The organism is Sphingomonas sp. SP4 (assembly GCF_058313375.1).
The window spans coordinates 401,136-422,730 of sequence record NZ_JBZFLE010000002.1 but is presented as its reverse complement, the minus strand read 5'-3'; the positions used below and the strand labels follow the sequence as shown (position 1 = coordinate 422,730).

Annotated in this window: 18 protein-coding genes; 7 read left to right on the top strand and 11 right to left on the bottom strand. The window is 62.4% G+C overall.

The genetic code is table 11. The features are described from left to right. Positions 1–579 precede the first annotated feature (579 nt). The 4 genes from AC4GYV_RS11410 to AC4GYV_RS11395 all read left to right on the top strand — a co-directional run bounded on the left by AC4GYV_RS11410 (position 580) and on the right by AC4GYV_RS11395 (position 6,704). Positions 580–1,926, top strand: a complete 1,347-nt coding sequence (locus AC4GYV_RS11410) for a hypothetical protein (RefSeq protein WP_491100825.1) — start codon at positions 580–582, stop codon at positions 1,924–1,926. A gap of 582 nt (positions 1,927–2,508) precedes the next feature. Next, the gene (locus tag AC4GYV_RS11405) at positions 2,509–3,693 is read left to right on the top strand and encodes a hypothetical protein (RefSeq protein ID WP_491100824.1); all 1,185 of its coding nucleotides are present in this window, start codon (positions 2,509–2,511) and stop codon (positions 3,691–3,693) included. 52 nt (positions 3,694–3,745) lie between these two features. Next, positions 3,746–4,366 carry a cupredoxin domain-containing protein gene (locus AC4GYV_RS11400; RefSeq protein ID WP_491100823.1) on the top strand — a complete coding sequence of 207 codons (621 nt, stop codon included), beginning with the start codon at positions 3,746–3,748 and terminating at the stop codon, positions 4,364–4,366. A gap of 4 nt (positions 4,367–4,370) precedes the next feature. Beyond that, a complete protein-coding gene (locus AC4GYV_RS11395; protein WP_491100822.1) occupies positions 4,371–6,704 on the top strand; it encodes a putative bifunctional diguanylate cyclase/phosphodiesterase in 2,334 nt (777 codons plus the stop codon). Here the strand turns inward: AC4GYV_RS11395 and AC4GYV_RS11390 are convergent. After that, a complete protein-coding gene (locus AC4GYV_RS11390; RefSeq protein ID WP_491100821.1) occupies positions 6,689–7,831 on the bottom strand; it encodes an L-lactate dehydrogenase in 1,143 nt (380 codons plus the stop codon). The two genes, AC4GYV_RS11395 and AC4GYV_RS11390, sit on opposite strands and share 16 nt — an antisense overlap. A 92-nt stretch (positions 7,832–7,923) precedes the next feature. Between AC4GYV_RS11390 and AC4GYV_RS11385 the strand changes: the two genes are divergently transcribed. Continuing rightward, a complete protein-coding gene (locus AC4GYV_RS11385) occupies positions 7,924–8,406 on the top strand; it encodes a carboxymuconolactone decarboxylase family protein (RefSeq protein ID WP_491100820.1) in 483 nt (160 codons plus the stop codon). Here AC4GYV_RS11385 and AC4GYV_RS11380 read toward each other — a convergent pair. The 8 genes from AC4GYV_RS11380 to AC4GYV_RS11345 form a co-directional block, all read right to left on the bottom strand. Beyond that, positions 8,403–8,741 (bottom strand): transcriptional regulator, encoded by a 339-nt coding sequence (locus AC4GYV_RS11380; protein ID WP_491100819.1) that lies wholly within the window; start codon positions 8,739–8,741, stop codon positions 8,403–8,405. The genes AC4GYV_RS11385 and AC4GYV_RS11380 overlap by 4 nt on opposite strands. A 2-nt stretch (positions 8,742–8,743) precedes the next feature. After that, positions 8,744–9,181: a hypothetical protein gene (locus AC4GYV_RS11375; RefSeq protein WP_491101625.1), complete on the bottom strand. Its 438-nt coding sequence runs from the start codon at positions 9,179–9,181 to the stop codon at positions 8,744–8,746. Positions 9,182–9,267: 86 nt separating this feature from the next. Beyond that, positions 9,268–10,053 (bottom strand): class II aldolase/adducin family protein, encoded by a 786-nt coding sequence (locus AC4GYV_RS11370; protein WP_491101595.1) that lies wholly within the window; start codon positions 10,051–10,053, stop codon positions 9,268–9,270. A gap of 26 nt (positions 10,054–10,079) precedes the next feature. Continuing rightward, positions 10,080–10,721, bottom strand: coding sequence for a maleylacetoacetate isomerase (gene maiA, locus AC4GYV_RS11365; RefSeq protein WP_491100818.1), 642 nt, complete (start codon positions 10,719–10,721; stop codon positions 10,080–10,082). Positions 10,722–10,730: 9 nt separating this feature from the next. Continuing rightward, positions 10,731–11,114, bottom strand: a complete 384-nt coding sequence (locus AC4GYV_RS11360) for an acyl-CoA thioesterase (protein ID WP_491101594.1) — start codon at positions 11,112–11,114, stop codon at positions 10,731–10,733. Between the two features lie 17 nt (positions 11,115–11,131). Beyond that, on the bottom strand, positions 11,132–13,195 hold the full coding sequence (locus AC4GYV_RS11355; RefSeq protein ID WP_491100817.1) for a S9 family peptidase: 2,064 nt from the start codon (positions 13,193–13,195) through the stop codon (positions 11,132–11,134). A gap of 120 nt (positions 13,196–13,315) precedes the next feature. Next, a complete protein-coding gene (locus AC4GYV_RS11350; protein ID WP_491100816.1) occupies positions 13,316–17,458 on the bottom strand; it encodes an autotransporter outer membrane beta-barrel domain-containing protein in 4,143 nt (1,380 codons plus the stop codon). A gap of 136 nt (positions 17,459–17,594) precedes the next feature. Further along, positions 17,595–17,921, bottom strand: coding sequence for a DUF2147 domain-containing protein (locus AC4GYV_RS11345; protein WP_491100815.1), 327 nt, complete (start codon positions 17,919–17,921; stop codon positions 17,595–17,597). Positions 17,922–18,203: 282 nt separating this feature from the next. Between AC4GYV_RS11345 and AC4GYV_RS11340 the strand changes: the two genes are divergently transcribed. After that, positions 18,204–19,922: a DEAD/DEAH box helicase gene (locus AC4GYV_RS11340; protein WP_491100814.1), complete on the top strand. Its 1,719-nt coding sequence runs from the start codon at positions 18,204–18,206 to the stop codon at positions 19,920–19,922. On the opposite strand, the gene AC4GYV_RS11335 is transcribed toward AC4GYV_RS11340, so the two are convergent. Both AC4GYV_RS11335 and AC4GYV_RS11330 read right to left on the bottom strand, forming a co-directional pair. Beyond that, the gene (locus AC4GYV_RS11335; protein WP_491100813.1) at positions 19,919–20,422 is read right to left on the bottom strand and encodes a DUF3833 family protein; all 504 of its coding nucleotides are present in this window, start codon (positions 20,420–20,422) and stop codon (positions 19,919–19,921) included. The genes AC4GYV_RS11340 and AC4GYV_RS11335 overlap by 4 nt on opposite strands. A 41-nt stretch (positions 20,423–20,463) precedes the next feature. Beyond that, a complete protein-coding gene (locus AC4GYV_RS11330; RefSeq protein WP_491100812.1) occupies positions 20,464–20,664 on the bottom strand; it encodes a hypothetical protein in 201 nt (66 codons plus the stop codon). Positions 20,665–20,887: 223 nt separating this feature from the next. Between AC4GYV_RS11330 and AC4GYV_RS11325 the strand changes: the two genes are divergently transcribed. Next, on the top strand, positions 20,888–21,484 hold the full coding sequence (locus AC4GYV_RS11325) for a GAF domain-containing protein (protein WP_491100811.1): 597 nt from the start codon (positions 20,888–20,890) through the stop codon (positions 21,482–21,484). Positions 21,485–21,595 lie beyond the last annotated feature (111 nt).

Sequence of the window (21,595 nt, the reverse complement as noted above, 5' to 3'; positions counted from 1 at the left end):
CCGCTTTGTCCGCACTAGGCTGAGTTATCGCCTTCCTCGTGGTAGCTTTGGGCCAACCGCCTGACTAACGGCAAGCCCGACCCACCAGCCGCCCATTGTCCCAGTTGGCCTTGTAGACCGCTTGGCTCCGCTGGAGCTGCCAGCAAGACAGATTCACTCCCCCCGCCCACACCACGGCAACCTGACGACCAAAGCGATCCCTCGTGACCGGCTGGTAGCGAATAGGACCCATGCGCATCGCGGCGATGAGGCTCCGCTTGGATGCTTGGGCGTCGCCTGGGACGCAAGTCCGCCAGCGCGGACAGGGTTCAATCTCGGGGGCGTCAATGCCGAGGAGACGTATGCGCTCGTGACCACAGCGGAGCGTGTCGCCATCGACTACGTAGGCGCTGGGGCAATCGACAATCACACTGGAACCCTCCGCCAAAAGACTTCGCAGTCCGGGGGATGGGCCGCAAGGTCTCGGTGACGTCTCCGACGTATAGACGTTCTCGCCAAAGAGGACGTCCTCGCTGACGATAATATCTCAGTATTTTCAATGACTTGACTCTAGACCGTCGTCGCCGATAGCCGACCGAGGTGGACGACATTTCCTGGGAAGATCGGGGGCGGGCGGCGGTCATGCCGCTCCGTGGCGGCCCCAAGACAGTTGAGGCGGAGAAGCTCGTAGAGTGGCTCGTTCAAGTTGCAGCGCCAGCGTCGGCTTTTGGTCGGCCCGCCCTTGTCGAGCGGTACCGTAGGGCTACCGGGGCCTTCGTGGCCGACCTCCTAAGCGTTGCGGCTCGGCATCGGGGCGGGAAGAGGAGCATGAGCGCTAATGACTTCTCCCTCAAGGACGACGGGTTCGGCTACGACGTCTTCCGCAAGGTGAGAGACGGATTCGTCTCCTTGGGCCTCATACAGTTCAGGGGTGGTTGGAAGCGCGTCACAAGGGACGCGTTCGATACTCCTGGTCTCACCCTCCGTTCGGGAGGAGATTACGCGTTCTTCCGTGCTACGCCGACGCTCCTTGAGTTGGCGGACAACCATGGGGCGTTACCGTTTCAGGAACACTGGCGAACCGGCAGACCGTCAGCGACCTCCAGGGGTCCCCTCCTGGAGCTCCGAGCCGCGAAGGTTGGGGGGCAACGTCAAGGCCTCCTCTTGCCCTACGAGGAGTCAGAACCGAGCGTCGAACATAGGCTCCAGGACCTCAGGGAACTGAACGCTTTCCTCCGAGAGGCCGACGTTGGCGGCATAACGTGCATCGGGTTGAAGCGAGTGTTCAACGACGGGGACGTCGCCGGGAAACGTTGGAGGCGCGGGGGGCGCTACTATTCACTTCGGGGAGGCGACCGATACGAGGCCATGGGAGGAGACGAACGGCGCTCCCTCCTAAGGATCAGGGACGAGAGGGTAGCTGAGGTCGATATCTCAGCCGCCCATCTCACGATCCTCTACGGCCTCATGCGGCTCCCCTTTGATGCGACGACAGCAGACCCATACGGGTCAGGGTCGACACGCCTTCCTCTGAAACTTTTGGTCGCAAGCGCCTTTGGAAGAGGCACAATCGAAGGAACAAGGTGGTCTCCGCGAAACGGTATCCTCTACCGCGAGGAAAACCCAGGCCGGACCTTGGCTGACGACCACTCCTATGCCGAAATCAAGCGAATGGCGCTGAGTAAACACCCGATTTTGGGCGAACTCTCGGCCACAGGGCTGACAGCTCTAGACCTCCAGTTCCAAGAAAGTGAGCTCATAGGAGTGGCTATGGGGGTGCTCAGGCATTGGGGAGTCGCTTCCCTTCCTGTCCACGACAGTTTGATCGTTCCAGCATCTAAGGTGGCGGAGGGAATTAGGGCTCTGGAGAAGGCCTTCCTCATCCATTTCCGAGGCTTGGAGATCAGGCCCAGGGTGAGCGTGAAGCGTTCTAGCAACCTCGGGTAGTCGAGGTGGATACCTCTATATTCTACCTCCACGAGCCTGAGCCCAGGTAAGCCGAGGGTCTGTCGAGAGCATACTCATAAGAAATGTTGGACGGGCGGATATTGGAGTTTTCTTATTACCTCCTACCACCCGAGGAGCGTGACGAAACCGCCAAATTAAATGGTCGTGGGGAGGCTCCGTCGAGTGAGCTGTCGCGTCGTCCCCTAGGTGGCGCAAGTTGACACAACGATGACACAACGACCCGCTTGTTCCGACGGCTTGTTAGCGGCAAAAGGCTCCTCGGAACGCTAAGGGGCCTACAGTTCCCAGAGCGAAAGGTTCGGCGACGGGGGAACACGCCTGTTTCCACTGTCTTCGGGAGGCAGGGGCCGGAGGTTCGAATCCTCTCTCCCCGACCACTTCATTTGCCGAGCGAACGGCGCCGTAATCCGGCGCTTTATGCTGATCAATATATTAACCAGCTTCAGTTAACCCGCGCACATGGGTTGTGCTGTTTTGCGCCTGCGAGTTGGCAGCGCGCTCCCGCTCGGGTGCGCGCTTGCTGCGCTATGGGCCACGCCGGCCCTTGCGGACGACTTCAAGTTGTTTACCCCGGACACGCTGGAGCTTACCGGAGACGTCCGGCTGGTAGCCATCGACGGCCAGAAGAGCTGGGTCGAAGGCGGCTTCGGAAAGCTGAGATCGGGCGACCATCACGAATGGAAGCTCAGCCCGCAGCTCGGCAACGTAAACCTCATCTGGCAGCCGCAGTTCACCTGGTCGCTTTCCGCGACGGTGGTGGGTTCCCTGCAAGGCGGCCAGCGTACGGAGGCGGGCCTTAGCGAGGCTTACCTGAGCTTCCGGCCCATGCGCGGCACCAAGACTGCATTTTCAGCTCGCGCGGGGCTGATGTGGCCGCCGATCAGCCTGGAGCACACCGGCGCTGACTGGCACGTCAAGGACTCGATGACACCGTCGGCAATTAACAGCTGGATCGGCGAGGAAGTCCGCCCGCTGGCCGCAGAGGGGACGGTCACCGCAACGCTGGGGGAAAACAAGCTCCGCGCGACGGCCGCAGTGATGGTCGCTAACGACACTTCGGGCACGTTGCTCACTTTCCGCGGCTGGGCGCTCCACGATCGCACGACGCTAGGATTCCGCCGCCAACCGCTGCCCCCTCTGGAACCCTATGTCTTGGACTACCAGGCACCTTTCACGCACCCCTTGCTCGACATCCACAGGGGCTTCGCGCACCGACCGGGCTATTATGCGAAGCTTGCTTGGCAGCTTCCCGCGCCGGTCCGGGTCGAGCTATTCCGGTACGACAATCTTGCGGATCCGATGGATGTGAATTCCGATTTGGAATGGGGCTGGCGAACCCGCTTCAACAACCTCGGAATCGTTGCCGATCTTGGTTCAGACACGCAGTTCAAGGGGCAAGCTCTAACGGGCCGCACGTTGATGGGCTTCGCCATGGGCGGCCGCCGCCTGGTCGATAACCGCTTCCGGGCTGCATACGTCATGCTCGTTCATTCGGCCGGACCGTTCGGCTTCTCGGCCCGTGCCGATGTATTCGATACGCGCAATCGCGGCAGCCTGATCGATAGCGAATATGACGATGACAACGGCTGGTCCGCAATGATCGCCGCGAGACGCGACTGGAAGCGTTTCACCGGCCTCGTCGAGTTGCTCCATGTTTCGAGCCGCCGTGAGGACATCGAGGAGTTTGGCCTCGCGCCTCGCCAAAAGCAGACGCAGGTCCAGGCTTTATTGCGAACGCATTGGTAACCATCCTCACAGGGTGAGGCGTTTACCGTCTGACGCTTAATCTCGAAGGATGATGCGTATCATCCTGGCTGCGTTGGCGGTTGCCAGCGCATCGTCTCCGCTTGTCGCGGCGCCCCTTAGCGTGCGCGTGGCGGATTCGTCTGGGCGGCCGGTTCCCGATGCAGTCGTGTCGCTCAATCCGAACGGAAGTGCGGCGCGCGCCCCTCGGTCAGGCGGCCGCTACGTCGTCTCGCAGAAGGGCCTGCAATTCCATCCGTTCCTGACCATCGTACCGGTCGGCGCCGACGTGTCCTTCCCGAACTTCGACCCGACGAAGCACCACGTTTATTCGTTCTCGACCGCTAAGCGGTTCGAACTGAAGTTGTTCGCGAAGGACCAGTCGCGGACGGTGCATTTCGACAAGCCTGGCGTGGTGGCCTTGGGTTGCAACATTCATGACGGGATGAGCGCCTTCATCTATGTGACGAACAACGGCTGGACGGCGCGCACCAACGCGCAGGGAATTGCCGTCTTCGCCGACGCACCGAAGGCACCGGGCCGCATCACCGTCTGGCACCCTTATCTTCGGACACCTGACGGGACGACGCAGCAGGCACTGGCACCCGCTCAGAAGATGGCGTCCTTCTCCGTCCGGCTTCGCGCTCCGCCGAAGATGTCGATGGGAGATTATTGAGCCGATGCGGTCCTTCCGCTCGCTGAGCGCTCGCCTGACGGTCCAGTTCGCGCTGCTCTTTGCAGGGGCGATGCTCGCCGTCTCGGCGGCGCTTTCGACGTTTATCGCGGGTTCGGCTTCGCGTGAGGTCGAAAGCCAGCTTCAATCGAGCGGCGCGGTTTACGACCGGCTCTGGCAGGCTCGCGCGCATGAATTGCAGAATGCCGCGCAGCTGCTTGCTCGCGACTTCGGGTTCAGGGCGGCGGTCGCGACCGGCGACCGGGCCACGATGCAGTCCGCGCTCGGCAATGCGGCGTCCCGCCTGCATGTCCGCACGGCCTTCATCGTCACTGCAGACGGGAAGGTCTCGGCTATCGGCACTTCGCCCCGTCAAGCTCAGCTATGGGAGCCATTGGACGCCGGCCAGCTGACGGGCGTCTCGATGCTCGACGGCCGCCCGCGTCAGCTTGTCGCTGCTCCGATCATGGCGCCGACGCTGATTGGCTGGGTCGTTTTCGCTGCAGACCTCGACGGACCGGAAATGCGCTCGCTCGAGCGTCTGTCGGCCATTCCGCTGCACGCGGCCGTCCTCGCCTACAGCAAGGGTCGTTGGTCGGAAGGTGCGGGAAGCATGTCCGTGCTAAGCCGCGAGTCCGCGGCCTTGGCGCAAAGCCACGTCGGCAGTGACGCGGCATTCGAAATGCGTGTCGGCGATGAGAAGTCGATCGCGCTCGCCAAGCCACTCCCCGCATTCGTCGAGGGCGATCGCGCAATCCTCCTGCTGGCTTATCCCAAGGCGCAAGCGCTTGCGGACGCGCATAAGCTGCAGCTTGCGCTCGCAATAATGACGCTGCTGGGCTTGCTGCTTGTGGCCTTCGCGACGTGGCGCGCAGCGGGACGGATCACACAACCGCTGGCGCGGCTAGATGATGCGGCCGGCAGACTGGCGTCGGGCGAGCACGTCCAGGTGAAAGTGCGCGGCACCGATGAGCTCGCGCGCTTGGCGACCAGCTTCAACGAGATGGTCGGGAAAATCGCCGAGCGTGAGCAGCGCATCACGCAGCTCGCGTTTAATGACGTGCTCACCGGCTTGCCGAACCGAACGATGTTCCAGCAGCAGCTCGATCATCTGTTCCGCGCGTCCGAAGGCAATGGCGGCATGTTCGCGCTGCATTGCCTCGATCTGGATCAGTTCAAAGTGATCAATGACACGTTGGGGCATCCCGCAGGCGACGCCTTGCTCATAGAGGCTGGGCATCGCGTGCAGCAGGCCGCGCGCGGTCAGTTCGTTGCGAGGCTCGGCGGTGATGAGTTCATCGTCCTGCAAACGGTCGTCGGCGGTGAGCGTGATGCCATCGACCGGCTCGCGCGCGACATCCTCACGGCGATGACTCAGCCGCTGATGATCGATGGGAACGAGTGCGTACCGTCGACCAGCATTGGGATCGCGATCGCTCCCGAAGACGGCAAGGACAGTGAGACGTTGCTGCGCAATGCGGACTTGGCGCTCTATCGCGCCAAGGAGGCTGGGCGCGGCACTTATGCCTTCTTCGAGGAGAGCCTTAACGAGCGCGCGCAACAGCGGCGGCAGCTCGAGTCCGACTTACGCCTTGCCGTCGAGCGCGAGGAGTTCGAGCTTCATTACCAGCCGTTGTTCGACCTCGAGCAGAACAAGATCTGCTCGTTCGAAGCTCTTCTGCGCTGGAACCACCCGACCCGCGGGCTCGTCTCGCCGGGCGAGTTCATCCCGGTTGCGGAGGATACCGGTCTCATCGTTCCGATTGGCGCATGGGTCGTGCGTGAGGCCTGCGCTCGTGCTGCCACCTGGCCGGACGACATCCGCATCGCGGTCAACGCCTCGGCGGTACAGTTCCATCGCGGCGCGCTCCACGAGACCATCCTGCGTGCGCTCGCCGACAGCGGGATCGCTCCAGCGCGGCTCGAGGTGGAGATCACGGAGTCGATCTTCCTCGAGGGCGGCGAGACGACGCTTCGCCTCCTTCACTCGTTGCGGTCTCTGGGCGTGCGCATCGCGCTCGACGACTTCGGGACGGGCTACTCGTCGCTCAGCTACCTTCAGAGCTTCCCGTTCGATAAATTGAAAATCGACCGCAGCTTCATCCAGAATTTGCTGACCCGCGACGGCGCCAGCGCCATCGTCCGCGCCATCACCGAGCTGGCGCACGCGCTAAACATAGAAACTACGGCCGAAGGGGTGGAGGAGACGGCGCAGCTCGTCGAGCTCCGGTCGCACGGCTGCTCGTCAGTGCAAGGCTTCCTCTTCGCCGAGCCGATGACGGCGTCGGATGTCGAGAAACTCTTCCATCGCGACGCGAAGGAAGCTCAGAACGTCGCTTGATTTCCGCTTCGGTCCAGGACCGAATTGTCGATTTCAGCGATCTTGGTAACGCCTGTGAGAGCCATCGCGACGCGCATCTCCGCATCGATCAGCTTGAGGATGTGCGTGACGCCCGCCTCACCTGCAGCCGCCAGCGCATAGGCCCAGGCACGACCCATCAATACGAAGTCCGCGCCCAGCGCGAGCATGCGCACGACGTCGAGGCCTGACCTCACGCCGCCATCGACCAGAACCGGCAAGCGTCCAGCGACAGCGTCGGCGACACGCGGCAATGCGCGTGCCGAAGATGACGCACCATCAAGCTGGCGTCCGCCATGGTTGGAAACGACGATCCCGTTCGCACCACTATCGAGCGCCACCCGTGCGTCGTCAGGATCGAGGATGCCCTTGATGATCAATGCGCCCTTCCACTGTTGACGCACCCACTCGACATCTTTCCAACTGACGGAGGCATCGAAGTTGCGGTGGATCCACGTTTGAAAATCGCTGAGCGGTGCGCGCTTGCCGACGATCGGCTCGAGATTGCCCAGACTGTGCGGCCGGCCATGGATGCCGACATCCCAAAGCCATCTGGGGCGAGCCAGTAGCTGAAGGTTTCTCTTCAGTCCCGCACCGGCGGCGCGCGCATCGCGATATCGCGACCCCGGCACCGCGAGGTCGACAGTTAGAACTAGGACGCTGCAGCCCACTTCCTTCGCGGTCTCGATCATGGCGCTAACGAAGCCGCGATCCTTGACGAAGTAGAGTTGGTACCAAGGCACGTGACCGGACTCAGCGACTTCGCGCAGCGAACAGGCGCCGACGGTTGAAAGAGCAAAAGGCACGTTCGCTGCGGCGGCCGCCCGTGCCGCCTGAACCTCGCCGCGTCTTGCATAGAGTCCTGAGAGGCCGACCGGTCCCAAACCAACCGGCATTGTCCAACGCTGGCCAAACAGTTCAGCGGAAAGATCGATCGACGAAACATCGCGCAGGACCCGCTGACGCAGCGCAATTCCGCGCAGATCCCCGATATTCCGCCGGAGCGTCTCCTCGTCGTACGAACCGCCGTCGAGATATTCGAATAGGAAGTGCGGCAGCCGCGCCTTGGCGAGCGCGCGATAGTCGCTGACCGATGCTGCCTGCCTCATCCGCGCGCTCCGCTCATCGTGAACCCCTTCACGGCTGATGCGAGCGACCACATATCGCGAATCGATTCAACGAAAACCGCAGGAGAAGCCCGATGGTCGAACCGTTGCGTATGGATCTCACGAAGCTGGCGCCGGATGCTTACCGCCACCTTCTCCAGCTCGAAGCGGCGATCGCGCCGCACGTTGATCGCAAGCTCTTGCACCTGATCAAGCTGCGCGCATCGCAGATCAACGGCTGCGCTTATTGCATCGGCATGCACAGCGATGAGGCGCTCCGCGACAATGAAAAGCCGGAGCGGCTGCTGATGCTCGACGCGTGGCACGAGAGCAATCTGTTCGATGACAAGGAGCGCGCGGCGCTTCAATGGGTCGAAGAGATCACGCTCATTTCCGAAGGCCATGCGCACAAGGAAAGCTTCGATGCGCTGAAGCCGCATTTCTCCGATGAGGAAATCGGCTGGCTCACGATGGCGGCCGCGCTGATCAACACCTGGAACCGGATCGCGATCAGCTCACGTGCGCAATATGACCGCGCCCAGTTCCATGCCCAATCGAAGGTGCCCGAGCCCGCCTAGGTCGCGAAGCCGGGCGAACCGGACGTGCTTTCGTCAGTGCCGGCCACGGTCGCGGCCAGCGCTTCAAGCGCTTTGACGTGCTGACGAAAAGCTTTCCTGCCGCTCGCCGTCAGGCTGGCCCAGGTGCGTTGCCGCCCGGCGGAATTCGCCTTGCGCAGCGAGACATAACCCGCTTCGGCAAGGGCCGAGAGATGTTTCGACATGACTGAATCACTCGTGCCGGTGATGTCCTTGAGCAGCGCGAACTCTGCGTCCTGCGCCTGAGCGAGCACCGCCGCGATCTGCAAGCGCGCGGGCGCGTGCAACACCGCATCGAAGCCGGTCGGTACGTCCATCGTCAGGCGCCCATTTCGCGCACGAACACCCGCTGCCACAGCATGCTTCCGCAAACGCCGATGATCGCGCCCACAACGCCCAGCAGCAGTGGCGTCGTGTGATCGTTGTGATCGAGCCCGCGAACGACTGCGAATGCATAAAGCGAGAGCTCGATCGCAAGGATGCCGAGCGCGACGATCCGCGTCTTCCCGCGACGATAGCCGTTGATGAACATGCCCATCCGCTTGCGATCCGATTGGATGATGATCGGGATCAGGGCGAGCAGCGCGACAAGGATCGCGATGCGCACGGGCAACGCAAACGCCGGCGTCGCAACCAGGCCACCCATCATCAATCCAAAAATGGCATGCCGCCACGGCGGGCAGTTTGCAGCCTTGGCCATTTGCGCCTCGGCATAATGCTTGGCTTCGAGCGCCGAGCGTGCGTCCAACGTTTCCATGATCACCCCTTCACTTTCCAGATAGGAAAGTCACTACGTGCGACTTTCCACCTTGGCAAGTGAAAAGTTTCCGAGTTGGAAAGTGACTAGCTCGCGAAGCTCGGATCGAGCCGATAAGCCTTCCGCTTGAGCGCCGGCCACGCAAGGAAGTTCGCCGCCATGGGCAGTCCGACCGCGCCCTGCTGCGCAGTGATCTCGGGTGATCCCTGCGGCGGCGTGTTGAGGTTATCGCCGGCCGAAAGCGCCATGATCTGCGCCTGGCAGGCACGCTCCAGATAATAGAGCCGGATGAAGCACTCGCCGACATTCTTGCCGACAGCGAGCGTACCGTGGTTGCGCAGGATCATCGCATTCTTCTCGCCAAGATCCGCGACGAGGCGCTCACGCTCGCCGAGATCGACCGCGACGCCCTCATATTCGTGGAAGGCAACTTCGCCGCGGATCAGCATCGCCGTTTGGGTAAGGGGGAGAAGCCCTTCCTGATGCGCGGAAACGGCCTGTCCGGCTGGCGTGTGCAAATGCATCACCGCATGCGCATCCTCCCGCGCCATGTGGATTGCAGAATGGATCGTGAAACCTGCGGGGTTGGTGATGAACGGCGTCGGTTCGATCGGATTGCCGTTCACGTCGACCTTCACGAGCGACGAGGCGGTCACCTCCTCAAACATCAAATTGTACGGGTTGAGCAGGAAGTGATGTTCCGGCCCTGGAATACGCGCCGAAAGATGGGTGAAAATGAGGTCGTCCCAGCCGTAATAAGCGACCATGCGATAAGCCGCGGCGAGGTCGACGCGGATCGCCCATTCTTCGTCGCTAACCTTGCCCTCTAGAGACGGGATCTCGACGGATTCCAGCGGCTTCAGATCGGTCATGCCGCGGTTGATGTCATCGACACGGTTCATGCTGGCACCTGTTGGCGGTCGGGGTGGGCGGCTGCAAAGGCCTCGAGCTTGTTCGCATTCTCATCGGCGCGCAGCAACGTCGGATAAGCATCGAGCGGCACATTGAAGCGCCTCGCATTTAAGAGCTGCGGGACGAGGCAAATGTCGGCGCCGGTCGGCGCATCGCCGAACAGGAACTTGCCCGCGTGCGGCTTTGCCATGGTTTCCAGCGCTGGGAGCCCCTCGCTGATCCAATGAGCGTACCAGGCGTCGGTCTCTTCCTGTGAGTGGCCGAGTTCGTCCTTCAGATATTTGATGACGCGGAGGTTGTTCAGCGGATGGATGTCGCAGGCGACCGTCATTGCCATCGCCACGACGTGGGCACGGTCCGCTGCCGAAGCCGGGATCAGCGGCTGGTTCGGATAGCGAAGGTCGAGATAGTTGATGATCGCGAGGCTCTGCGTGAGGCGGTGGCCGTCGATCTCCAGCATCGGCACGAAGCCCTGTGGGTTGAGCGCGCGATACTCGTCCGATCGTTGCTGGCCCTCGCGAAGGTCGATCTGCCGGCTCTCGTAATCGACGCCCTTGAGGTTGAGGGCGATGCGGACGCGGTAGGCGGCGGAGGAACGCCAGTAATCGTAGAGGATAGGACGGGCCATGCCCTGCCGTTACACGTCGGCTACGAACGGCGCTATGACTTCCGGCGGCACTCTGATGGGCCGCCCCGCCGCTTTGTCGATAATCGCCCATTGAGTCTTTGCGCGGACGCAGACTTTGCCGTCGGGTCCCGTGAACTCCATCAGGCGATCGAACCGCGCTCCCTTCGGCGCGTCGCCCACCCAGGTCTTCGCCCGGATTTCATCACCCTCGTGCGCGGCGCGTAGGTAATCGATCTCGTGACGCACCACGACCCAGTAGTAAGCGTCCTTGTGTGCCGCATCGGCCACCGAGTCCCAGTGCGCGACCGCGACCTGCTGGATCCACTGAACCCAGATGGCATTGTTGACGTGCCCGAGCTCGTCGATGTGCTCCGGCCCCGCGGTCAGCGCCATCTCGAAGGTCGGGTGGCTCAAGCCGTCTCCGTCAGGATGAAGGCGTAGGTCTCGGCCACCTCGTGCAGCTTTTCCCAGCGGCCCGACTTGCCGCCATGGCCAGCGCCCATGTTGGTCTTCAGGAACAGAGGATTCTGATCCGTCTTGTTCGCGCGCAGCTTCGCAGCCCACTTGGCGGGCTCCCAATAGGTTACACGCGGGTCGGTTAGACCCCCGGTGATCAGCAGCGGCGGATAGGGCTGCGCCTTGACCTGATCGTAGGGCGAGTAGCTGCGGATATAGTCGAACGCCGCCTTGTCGGTGATCGGGTTACCCCATTCCGGCCACTCGCCAGGCGTTAGCGGAAGCGTGTCGTCTAGCATCGTGTTCAGCACGTCGACGAAGGGCACGTCGGCGACGACCGCGCCCCACAGCTCCGGATCGGAATTGACGACCGCGCCCATCAGCTCGCCGCCGGCCGAGCCGCCGTTGATCGCGATCTTGCCCGCGCTGGTGAATTTCTCCGCGATCAGCCCTTTCGCGACATCGACTAAGTCGTTGAACGTGTTCGTCCGCTTGGTCAGCTTGCCGTCTAGGAACCACTGGTAGCCAAGGTCGTCACCGCCGCGGATGTGGGCGATCGCACAGGCCCAGCCTCGATCGAGCAGGCTGATGCGGTTCGAGTTGAACACCGGCGGGATCGCATGGCCGTAGGCGCCGTAAGCATAGAGGAAGACCTTGCCTTGGCCGTTCTTCTCGAAGCCCTTCTTATAGACGACCGAGACGGGCACCTTCACCCCGTCGCGCGCGTCCACCATCAGCCGCTCGGTCGCATATTGCGAAGCGTCGTAGCCGCTCGGAATTTCCTGGACCTTGAGCACCTCGAGCTCGCCCCTACCCGGATGATAGTCGTAGGTCGTCATCGGGGTGACCATGGACGAATAGCCGACGCGATAGCCTTCCGGCGCGAACTCCGGATTTCCGAGGAAGAAGGCGCTGTAGCTCGCCTCCTGGAAAGGAAGACGTGTTTCGTCACCCTCGTAGGTGCGCAGCACCAGCTGATCGAGACCATCGACCCGGCTGCTGATCGCCAGGTGATCGCGATAGGAAGTAACGCCGGTCAGATAGACGCGGTCCGAACCCGGAATGACCGTACGCCACTCCTCCGGATTGGACACGTCGGCCTCTGCCAGGCGGAAGTTCACGTGGTCGTCATTGGTGTGGATCCAGAGTTTCCCGTGCGCTGCATCGACATGATATTCGCGGTTCGGCTTGCGGCGGGAGATGAGGGTGAGCGGCTGCGATGGATCGTCGGCCGAGACGAACCGCACCTCGCTTGTGGCGTTGTCGCCTGTGGCAATGAGGATCAGGCTCTTGTCGTGCGACTTTCCGACACCGACGCTGAACCCGAGCTCCTCGGTCTCTTCGTAGAGCGTGACCGCCTCATCCGCATTCGCACCGAGCCTGTGGTAGCGGGCGCGGTAGCTGCGCCAATTGTCGTTCACTTCGGTGAAGACGATCCCGCCGCTGTCACTGGTCCAGACCGGCTGGCCGATGCCGACGTCGGTGACGGTCTCGATGTCTTTGCCTGAGGCAATGTCGCGGATGCGCAGCTGGAACCGCTCCGACCCGTTGTCGTCGACCAGGGTCGCGAGCAGCTTGCCGTCCGGGCTCGGCTCGATCGCGCCCAAGCGGAAATATTCCTTGCCCTCGGCTTCCACCGGCTCGTCGAAGATGATCTCGTCGGCGCCGCCACCGACTGGTTTGCGGTACCAGGTCCGGTATTGCGCGCCGCCCGGCTTGAATGCCCACCAGTAGAGATAATCGCCGTCGCGGATCGGGACCGAGCTGTCATCCTCCTTGATCCGGCCCTTCATCTCCTCGAACAGCTGGTCGAGGAGCCCCTGGTGCTGCGCCTTCCAACCGTCGAAATAGGCGTTCTCGGCCTTGAGGTACGAGAGCACGTCCGCATCATCGACCTCGGGATATTTGGGATCGCGCAGCCAATGCCACGGATCTTCGATCGTCACGCCGTGGCGTTCGTAGCTGTAGGGACGCTGCTCGGCTGACGGCGGTGATGGGAGAGTGGAAGGCTTGTCCATCCTACCGCTCTTAGCGCGGTCACCGGGAAGGGAAAGCTGACGGCGGGAATCGAACCGCCGAAACGAGAAGATCGTGCGACACCGGGGTGCCGCACGATCCTCAGGTTCAGGCAGCGCTGATTACTTGCCGCGCTCTGGCGCCGGTTCCGGCGGAGGCGGAGGCGGAGGCGGCGCCGGGCAGGTCGCCGTTGCCTCGATCACCGAACCGTCCGGGCACGTCTGCGTCGCAGGCGGAGGCGGAGGCGGAGGCGGAGGTGGGGGAGGCGGCGGCGGCGGGGCTGGCGGAGCGCCGAAGCTGTAGCTCAAACCTGCCGAGATGCCGTTCTGGTTCAGGTCGTTGCGGAACGTCCCCTGATATCCGGCATAGATCGCCAGTTGTGGGCTCGCCTGGTAGTTGATGCCCGCATCGACATCGAACTCGCTCTTGCCGGGCGTGACAGCCTGAACTGAGAAGCTGCTGTCCGGATCGCCGTTGAAGTATGCGTTGATACGGCCGGACTGGTTGTTGAAGTTGTACCGGTAGACCAAGCGGCCATAAGGCGAGATCGTCTTGTTCGGGTTTGACTTTAGATCGAGCCCAAGCAGGCCGTCGAAACGCTTCGCGTCGATATTGCCAACGGTGAGATTGGCGGCACCAGCACCAGTCTCGGTGAACGAGCTCTGCTTCCCGGTGGTGTAGTCGAAGCCGATGAACGGCCTCAGCTTGAACCCGCCAAGATCGAAGTCGTAGCCGCCGGTGACGATGAACTTCCAAAGGTGACCGTTGGTGTCAGCATTGGCTTGGCGAGAGACCGTCGCCACCTCGATCGAGCGGGACGCGTTGACCTTGCCGTGAGCGTAATCGATTTGCAAATCGGCACTCCAAGGCCCGCCCTGCCAGCCGCCGTAGAGGCCAACTTGCCAGCTGGTGTTATGGCCGTTGCTGTTGTTGAGGGCGTAGTCGATCTTGTCCTTCGACCAGCCAACCGCGGCACCGATGTAGAAGTCGGTCCAGCGATAGGTTGCACCGCCGGCGACACCCCAGGTGTCGATGTCGGAGCCGAAGCGGTAGGACCTGTTCTTGCCGTTGCCCCAGCCGCCGTAGCCGCGCAGCCACAGGTCGAACCCGGGTAGTACGTTCGGATTCTCATGGGTCTGCAGATGCACCTGACGAGAGAAGAGCTCACCCTGGTTGAGCAATGCACGGGCATAAGCGCCGTATGGCTCCGGGCTGGCTTCATCAAAGAACAGCTGCGCCTGGTCGACCGTCATCACATCGACAGCCGAAACGAGGGCCGCCGCATCGCCGGTCGCACCTGGAACAAGGCCCTGGAAGCCGTTCGCCGTGGCGATCTGGTTCGGTGTCGCGTTCGGCCCGATGCCGACCGCATAATCCGTACGCACCACGGTCAGGCGATAGACCTGATCTGTCCCGGCGATCGTAACGACCCCAGTGTCTTCGAGGCTGATGAAGGGGGATAATGTCGTCCCCGTGATCGTCTCGAAGTCGCCGGAAATCCCGCCCGTCGCGTGGACCACGTCGTACGTAGCGCCATCGACATAGGGTCCGGCCGGCGTTCCCAGGCCGTTTGCGAGATTGACTGCCAGCGTTCCGTCGAGCGACGCAGTTCCGGGAGTGCCAACCACCAAAACCTGGTCATAGCCCGTTCCCGGTGTTGCAAGCGGTGTGATGTCCGCCGCGAGCGTGCCGGTAGAATTCTGGGCATATGACCCATCGATGTGGAAGATACCCGTGCCGCCGTTGCCGGGGCTTAGCGTGCCGCTGTTTACGACTGCCCCCGTGACCAATCCGGTGCCTGAAAGGGCGCCGGCATTGTCGAGATTGCCCGTCAGAACGCCGTTGATGATCGAAGTCGATCCAGCCGCGGCGGTCAGGTTGCCCGTAAGGTTGCCCGTTCCAAGAATGTTGAACGTGGCACCGCTTGCGACGCTGTTCGCCGTCGTGGTGTAGGTGCCGCCGATCACCAACGCGCCGGCGTTGACGGTGAAGCCGTTCGTCAGCGTGCCGCTACCGGTGAGGCTGAACTGGCCCGTCCCTTCCTTCGTGATGCCCGCTACGTTGACCGGGCCCGAGAATGTCGTGGACGCATTATTGCCGCCGGTCGTCAGCGTGAATCCGCCGTTCAGCGCGCCGTCGCCGGCGAGGCTGCCGATGGTTTCGTCGGCGTTGAGCTGGAGGGAGCCCGGAGCCGTGACCGTCACTGCTGACGTATCGCCGATCCCGGTTCCGCCAACGGCCAGGATGCCGTCGTTGATGAAGGTTGCACCTGTATAGGTGTTGTTGCCGTTCAACGTCGTCATCGCAGCGCCGATCTTGGTGAGATCGCCGCTGCCGCTGATGTCGCCGGTGTAGGTTCCACCGAGCGAGTCGTCGAAGATCAGGTGCGAATCGTTGACGATGTCGCTGCCGTTATTGATGGCCGCGTCCTGCAGTACGAGCGTTCCATCGGAGATCGTCGTCAGGCCGCTGTACGTGTTCGCTCCGGACAGCGTCAGCGTACCCGTGGTGTTCTTGCCGATGCCGCCGGCACCGGAAATCACGCCGCTGAACGATCCGCTGCCGATCGTGAGGTCACCTCCCGAAAGCGTGACGAAACCGGTGCCGCCATAATGCAGTCCATCGTTGAGGATACCGATGGTCTCGCTTTCGGCGACGTCCAGCGTTCCGCCATTCGAGATCTGCACTTCGCCCGTGTCGGATAGCGCGGAGCCTCCGGTGACTTGGAGCGTAGCGCCGTCGATGTAAGTCCCACCAGCGTAGGTGTTGACCCCCGAGAAGGTCGTGACTGCAGTCCCGCCAAAGCCGACATAGACAATGCCGTCACCGGACATGTTGCCGCTGTAAGTGCCGGCGGCGTTGCTCTGGAACCAGACGCCTTCGTCCTCAAGGACAGTGCCGTTGTTTACGATCGTATTGGCGCCAAGGAAATCAGCGTCAGGCGTTGCGAGCATGGCGTGACCAACGTTGATCCGATCGTCGAACACGACCGGAGCAGCCACGGTCCAGGTGCCACCGTTGACGTTCATCACGTCGAAGTTGGTCACCGCACCAACGGTGCCGCCGCCGGCTCCGAGATTCAACGTGCTGTTGCCAGCAGGATCGGCCGTCAGCGTACCCGTCGGGAATAGCGTGCCGCTATCCGCGTTGAACACGTTCGTGCCGGCGCCCATGTCGACGTTGCCGTTGAGGACGCCGCTATTCGTGATCGTGTCGTTGCCGGCGCCGAGCGTGAAATTGCCGTTCCAGGTGCCGCTGTTGTCGATCGTGTTGTTGCCGGTCGCGGTCAGATTGCCCGTAACGGTGCCGCTATTGTCGACGGAGTTATCGCCTGCCCCGAGGTCCACGTCGCCGTTCAGGATGCCGCTGTTGTTGAGCGAGTCATTGCCGGCGCCGAGTGTCACATTGCCCGCCAGCGTGCCGCTATTGTCGACCGAATTGTCGCCGTCGCCCAGCGAGACATTGCCGTTCAACGTCCCGCTGTTCGTGACCGTGTCATCACCCGATCCGGCGGAGACGTTACCGTTGAGCGTTCCGGCATTGGTCAGCGTGTTGTCGCCTTCGCCCAGGTCGATGTCGCCCGTGTAGGTCGTTGCGGTGCCGAGGGTGAACGAGTCATCCCCTGCACCCAGCCCGATCGCTCCAGTGACGATGCCGCCATTGGAGATGGTAATGCTGTCGCCCGCGCCAGAGCCGTTAATCGACCCGTTGATCGTGCCGCCCGTGTTGTTGACGGTTAGCGCACCCGCCGCGGTGACGTCGCCGGTGATTGTCGTCCCTGCGGCATTGTTGACCGTCAGCGCTCCTGCTGAGACGATGTCGCCGACCAGGCTGGCCGTGCCGCCCAGGTTGTTGAAGGTGTTGACGGCGCCTGCAGCCGGAGCACCGAACTGGATGTCGCCGACGATCGTGCCGGATGGTGCGCCGGCGGCGTTGTTGACCGTGCTTCCGCCGCCGAGCGAGATGGCAGTCGCGCCCGAATTGATCGCACCCTCGTTATTAAGGGTGCTTGTCGTGCCGCCGGAGAGAAGGGGTGACGGCGTTGCGCCGCCAGTACCAACCGTAGCCCCGTTCAGCACGTTGATCGTGAGGTCGTTGGTGGTCGACTGGTAGCCATTCGGCGACGTTGTCTGGCAGATAACGGTCGTGCCCGACGCATCCGGGAGACAGTCCGCATAAGCTGCACTGGGTGAAAGTAATGCGCCTGTCCCCGTCAAGACGGTTCCGAGCATAAGGCATTGCTTCAACGTAAGTCTTTTAGTCATCGGATGTCCCCCTATTGGACTCGGGGGACGTTAGTTGTTGAGAAATAGTCGTTGCATCGGGGTTTTTTCCGATCCCGAAATTCGGGCTTGCCGCATGCGTCAAATTCGCAACCACCAAGTGGCTAGCGGCGGGCGTTTAGTTTTGGACCCTGGTCCAAACCTGTGACTTGCAGGCCAGGCCTCCGAGGACACAACCGCGCGCAACTATCGTGTTCTGATCCTTGACGGTTCCGGTGCCGGTGAGGACCTTGTTGAGATCGGGAACGAACACCTTCCCCTTCCAGACCTTCGGGCTTACCTCTTTGAATTCCCGGAAGAGCTGAGTTCCGACTAGATTCCGTGTGCCGCCGCGTGCCGCATCCGCCTTGGCTTTATCGTTGGCCCAGACGACTTCACCGCACCGGCTGCTTCCGCACGGATAGATGCGTACATGCACGCTGTTGGAGGGGTTGCGGAGCACCATGCCTTGGCCGTTTTGCGCACGGGCTAAGGAAGGCGAGAGGAGGGACGTCGCAGCCGCGGCGCAAGTCACAATCTTGAAGAAATGGTGCATCGGACCCCCGTTTGGCTGTAGTTGCGGGGGCCGTTGTCCGTATGCGGCACGGCTCCCTGCTAGGCGCCGCGGATTAGGCTGGTCATCACGTCTCCAAAATCAGGGTAATGTGGGACCGTCGTCTTCGGGTCGAAGTGACGTCGTAGCATCTCGGGGCTATCCGCACCGGCCGGGGGCGAGTAGGGCGCCGCAATGCCAAATCCCAAGCCGCATCCGGCCCTCGCGCGGGCTATCGACGCTCGTGGTTACGAGAAGCTCACCTCCGTCCAGTCCGCTGTAATCGCTGAGGAGGCGCAGGGCCGCGACCTAATCGTCTCCGCTAAGACCGGCTCAGGCAAGACAGTCGCCTTTGGCCTCGCGATCGCGCCCGAGCTCCTCGAGGGCGATTCCGTCGCGGTTACACACGCACCTCTTGCGCTCGTCATCGCGCCGACCCGCGAGCTAGCGATCCAGGTGAGCAAGGAGCTACAGTGGCTCTACGCAGGTACCGGCGCTCGCGTCGTAACCTGCGTCGGCGGCATGGACCCGATGAAGGAGCGGCGCGCTCTTTCTCATGGTGCCCACATCGTTGTCGGTACGCCGGGCCGCCTTCGCGATCACCTCGAACGGGGCGCTCTCGATCTTTCATCCTTGCGTGCGGCAGTCCTGGATGAGGCCGACGAGATGCTCGACATGGGTTTCCGCGAGGAGCTTGAGGAGATCCTGGACGCCACGCCCCGAAGCCGCCGGACATTATTGTTCTCAGCGACCATGCCTCGACCGATCGTTGCGTTGGCGAAGCGCTACCAGAAGGATGCTCTCCGCATCGAGACGCTCGGCGAGAGCGAGGCGCACCAGGATATCGCCTATCAGGCAGTGGCCGTGTCGCCGACCGACATCGAGCATGCGGTCGTCAACCTGCTACGCTTCCACGAGGCGGAGACGGCCATCCTGTTTTGCGCCACGCGCGACGCTGTTCGCCGGCTGCACGCAAGCCTGACCGAACGTGGCTTCGACGCGGTCGCTCTGTCTGGAGAGCATAGCCAGAACGAGCGCAATCAGGCCCTTCAGGCCTTACGCGACCAGCGCGCTCGAGTGTGCGTCGCCACCGACGTCGCCGCGCGAGGCATCGACCTTCCGTCAGTTTCCCTTGTGATCCACGTCGAATTGCCGCGAGACGCTGAAGTTCTTCAGCACCGATCGGGACGCACCGGCCGCGCAGGGCGCAAAGGCACTGCAGTGCTGATCGTTCCGTTCCAGCGCCGCCGCAGGATCGAAGGTTTACTGCGCGGCGCCCGTATCGACGCGGACTGGATCTCGGTCCCGACTGCAGCGCAGATCAGGACAAACGATCGCGACCGTCTTCTCGCCACCCTCATGGCTCCGGTGGAGCTGGAGGATGAGGATCAGGAGCTAGTGCGGCAGGTGATGGAGCAGCTCGCCCCTGAGGCGGTGGCTGCGGCTTTGGTGAAATCACTGCGCACGAAGATGCCGGCACCTGAGGACATTCTCGGATCCGGCCGTCAGGAGGGGCGCAGCGATGATGGCGCGCCGCGTCCGGGATTCGAAGGCGCAAGCTGGTTCCGCCTGAACGCCGGACGCCGCCACAACGCCGACCCAAGATGGCTGCTGCCGCTGATTTGCCGCTACGGGCATGTCACCCGGGCAGAAATCGGAGCGATCCGGGTCGCTGCGAACGAGAGTTTTTTCCAGGTGAGCGAGCGTGCAACTCCGGGCTTCATCAAGGCTTTGCGCCGCGCCACCATCGCGCCCGAAGATCAGGGACTGGTTATCGAGCTTGCCGAGCCGCGCGAGGGCAAGTCGAGCTATCGCCCCGAGATGGCGCACGAAAGGCCAACGCCGCGGAAGAAGCCAAGGCACCCAAAGCCAGCGAAGGCGTCTCCTAAAGGCGGAGCCCGCCGCCCGCGTTAGATCTTGCGGATCAGCGCTTCGGCCGTTGCCACAGTTAAGCCGAAGCGGCGCACCTTGGTCGTCGTTCGCGCGGACATGTTGCCGGGCTGCGGCGTCAGCCATTGTTCGACGCTGAGGTTGCCCTTCATCTTAAACGAGAAGCGGTAGCGATCACCGTCCTGCACGATCGTCACGGGGCCGGCGGCTTCCGACATGGTGCCCATATAGCGCCCTGGCCCAACCTGGCGGATGTGCCAGCGGCGCATCTCCGGCGGTTCGCCTTCGTCGACGACGCGCTGAATGAGCGCCAGACTTCCATCGCCCTCGATCCGCCCATTGCCGATGCTGCTTGAGCGGTAGGTCTTCTTGAACAGTACTTTGACCGTGCCGTGGGACTCCGTCCGCCCAACGAAGAACTGTAGCGCGTCGGGCTCGCGGGGAACCGACGCTGACGCCGCGCTGAGCGAGAGAATTCCCGCGATCGCGATTTGCACCGAACGGCCAAGGAAAGCGCTGTGCATGGGCGCGAGACTAGCGGCAATTGTGCCGTTGGAAAGACCCGTCATCGAGCGCCGATCGTTGCGGCTTTGGCGACTTCGTTCTCGATACGCATCTTGTCTCCGCGCTCGATCCTGGCTGCCATTTCGCTCCAAGCTGAAGCCGCTCGCAGACAACGCTCACGAACGTTTTCCAATGTAGCTGCCGCAGCTTCATCTCGGGCGCTCGCGGCGCGTTCGAGGTAGAGTTTGAGATCACTTTTCACGACGCTCCGCGCACCTTTCCCTCTGGTTCAGTTGCCGGATGCAATCCCGGCTTTTGAACGCCTTCCCAGAGAACAAACGCCTCTGCGGGAAAATGGGCCCATCAGCCGTTGCACTTGGCGACAAAGCAGGAGCCAAACATCGCGCTATACCAGCGGCCTACGGTGAGTTATTGTGCGGCTGTCCGGCCGCTAAGCCCCAGAGCGGAGTTGTTAGGGGGTAGAGATGGCATTTGCACAAGCACTTCGAGATTTGCTTCTCGCTCGAGAGAATCTGGTGCCGGCTGAATTCGCCAACGGCGAGCCCTTAGAATCGGTATTGGATCGCGATCTATTGGTGGTTGAGTCCACGGCTGAGTCCGACACGGTCACATCCATCTTGCTTCTCGACGGCACGACACTTCGGCACGGAGCTAGTCCCCACTTGCCGCAAGAGTATCGCGAGGCGATCGACGGACTGACGATCGGTCCGGTCGCAGGGTCCTGCGGGACAGCGGCGTTTCTGGGCCATCCTGTGTATGTCTCTGATATCGCGAACGATCCGCTGTGGGCGAATTATCGCGATCTGGCGCTTCCGCATGGCCTCCGAGCCTGCTGGTCGACGCCAATCCGGAACTCGGAGAACAAGCTGCTGGGGACTTTTGCGGTCTACCACCGGAGGCCGCGCAGCCCGACAGCGGAAGAACTCGAATCCATCCGCACAATCACGGAACATGTAGCGCGCGCGATCATGTGGTACCGCGGATCGCAATACGAAGCCGCCGAGCCGCAGCCGGTGCGGCCTAACTTGAGGCTGGTCAGCGATTCAGGCGACGACGGCTAGACACCGCCTGTAGACTGGCGGATTTCGACCAGGATCTGCTCAAGCTCGCGGAGCAGCTCGGCTTGGCCGTCGGCCGCATTGTCTCGCAGCCTCCGCACGCTTTCTTCCAAA

Bases quoted from the DNA above. Each gene is read 5' to 3' on its own strand.
- AC4GYV_RS11370 (WP_491101595.1), bottom strand. From the start codon at position 10,053: ATGACCGATCTGAAGCCGCTGGAATCCGTCGAGATCCCGTCTCTAGAG.
- AC4GYV_RS11390 (WP_491100821.1), bottom strand. From the start codon at position 7,831: ATGAGGCAGGCAGCATCGGTCAGCGACTATCGCGCGCTCGCCAAGGCG.
- AC4GYV_RS11350 (WP_491100816.1), bottom strand. From the start codon at position 17,458: ATGACTAAAAGACTTACGTTGAAGCAATGCCTTATGCTCGGAACCGTC.
- AC4GYV_RS11400 (WP_491100823.1), top strand. From the start codon at position 3,746: ATGCGTATCATCCTGGCTGCGTTGGCGGTTGCCAGCGCATCGTCTCCG.
- AC4GYV_RS11360 (WP_491101594.1), bottom strand. From the start codon at position 11,114: ATGGCGCTGACCGCGGGGCCGGAGCACATCGACGAGCTCGGGCACGTC.
- AC4GYV_RS11345 (WP_491100815.1), bottom strand. From the start codon at position 17,921: ATGGTGCTCCGCAACCCCTCCAACAGCGTGCATGTACGCATCTATCCG.
- AC4GYV_RS11355 (WP_491100817.1), bottom strand. From the start codon at position 13,195: ATGGACAAGCCTTCCACTCTCCCATCACCGCCGTCAGCCGAGCAGCGT.
- AC4GYV_RS11380 (WP_491100819.1), bottom strand. From the start codon at position 8,741: ATGGACGTACCGACCGGCTTCGATGCGGTGTTGCACGCGCCCGCGCGC.
- AC4GYV_RS11340 (WP_491100814.1), top strand. From the start codon at position 18,204: ATGCCAAATCCCAAGCCGCATCCGGCCCTCGCGCGGGCTATCGACGCT.
- AC4GYV_RS11375 (WP_491101625.1), bottom strand. From the start codon at position 9,181: ATGGAAACGTTGGACGCACGCTCGGCGCTCGAAGCCAAGCATTATGCC.
- AC4GYV_RS11335 (WP_491100813.1), bottom strand. From the start codon at position 20,422: ATGCACAGCGCTTTCCTTGGCCGTTCGGTGCAAATCGCGATCGCGGGA.
- AC4GYV_RS11325 (WP_491100811.1), top strand. From the start codon at position 20,888: ATGGCATTTGCACAAGCACTTCGAGATTTGCTTCTCGCTCGAGAGAAT.
- maiA (WP_491100818.1), bottom strand. From the start codon at position 10,721: ATGGCCCGTCCTATCCTCTACGATTACTGGCGTTCCTCCGCCGCCTAC.
- AC4GYV_RS11385 (WP_491100820.1), top strand. From the start codon at position 7,924: ATGGTCGAACCGTTGCGTATGGATCTCACGAAGCTGGCGCCGGATGCT.
- AC4GYV_RS11395 (WP_491100822.1), top strand. From the start codon at position 4,371: ATGCGGTCCTTCCGCTCGCTGAGCGCTCGCCTGACGGTCCAGTTCGCG.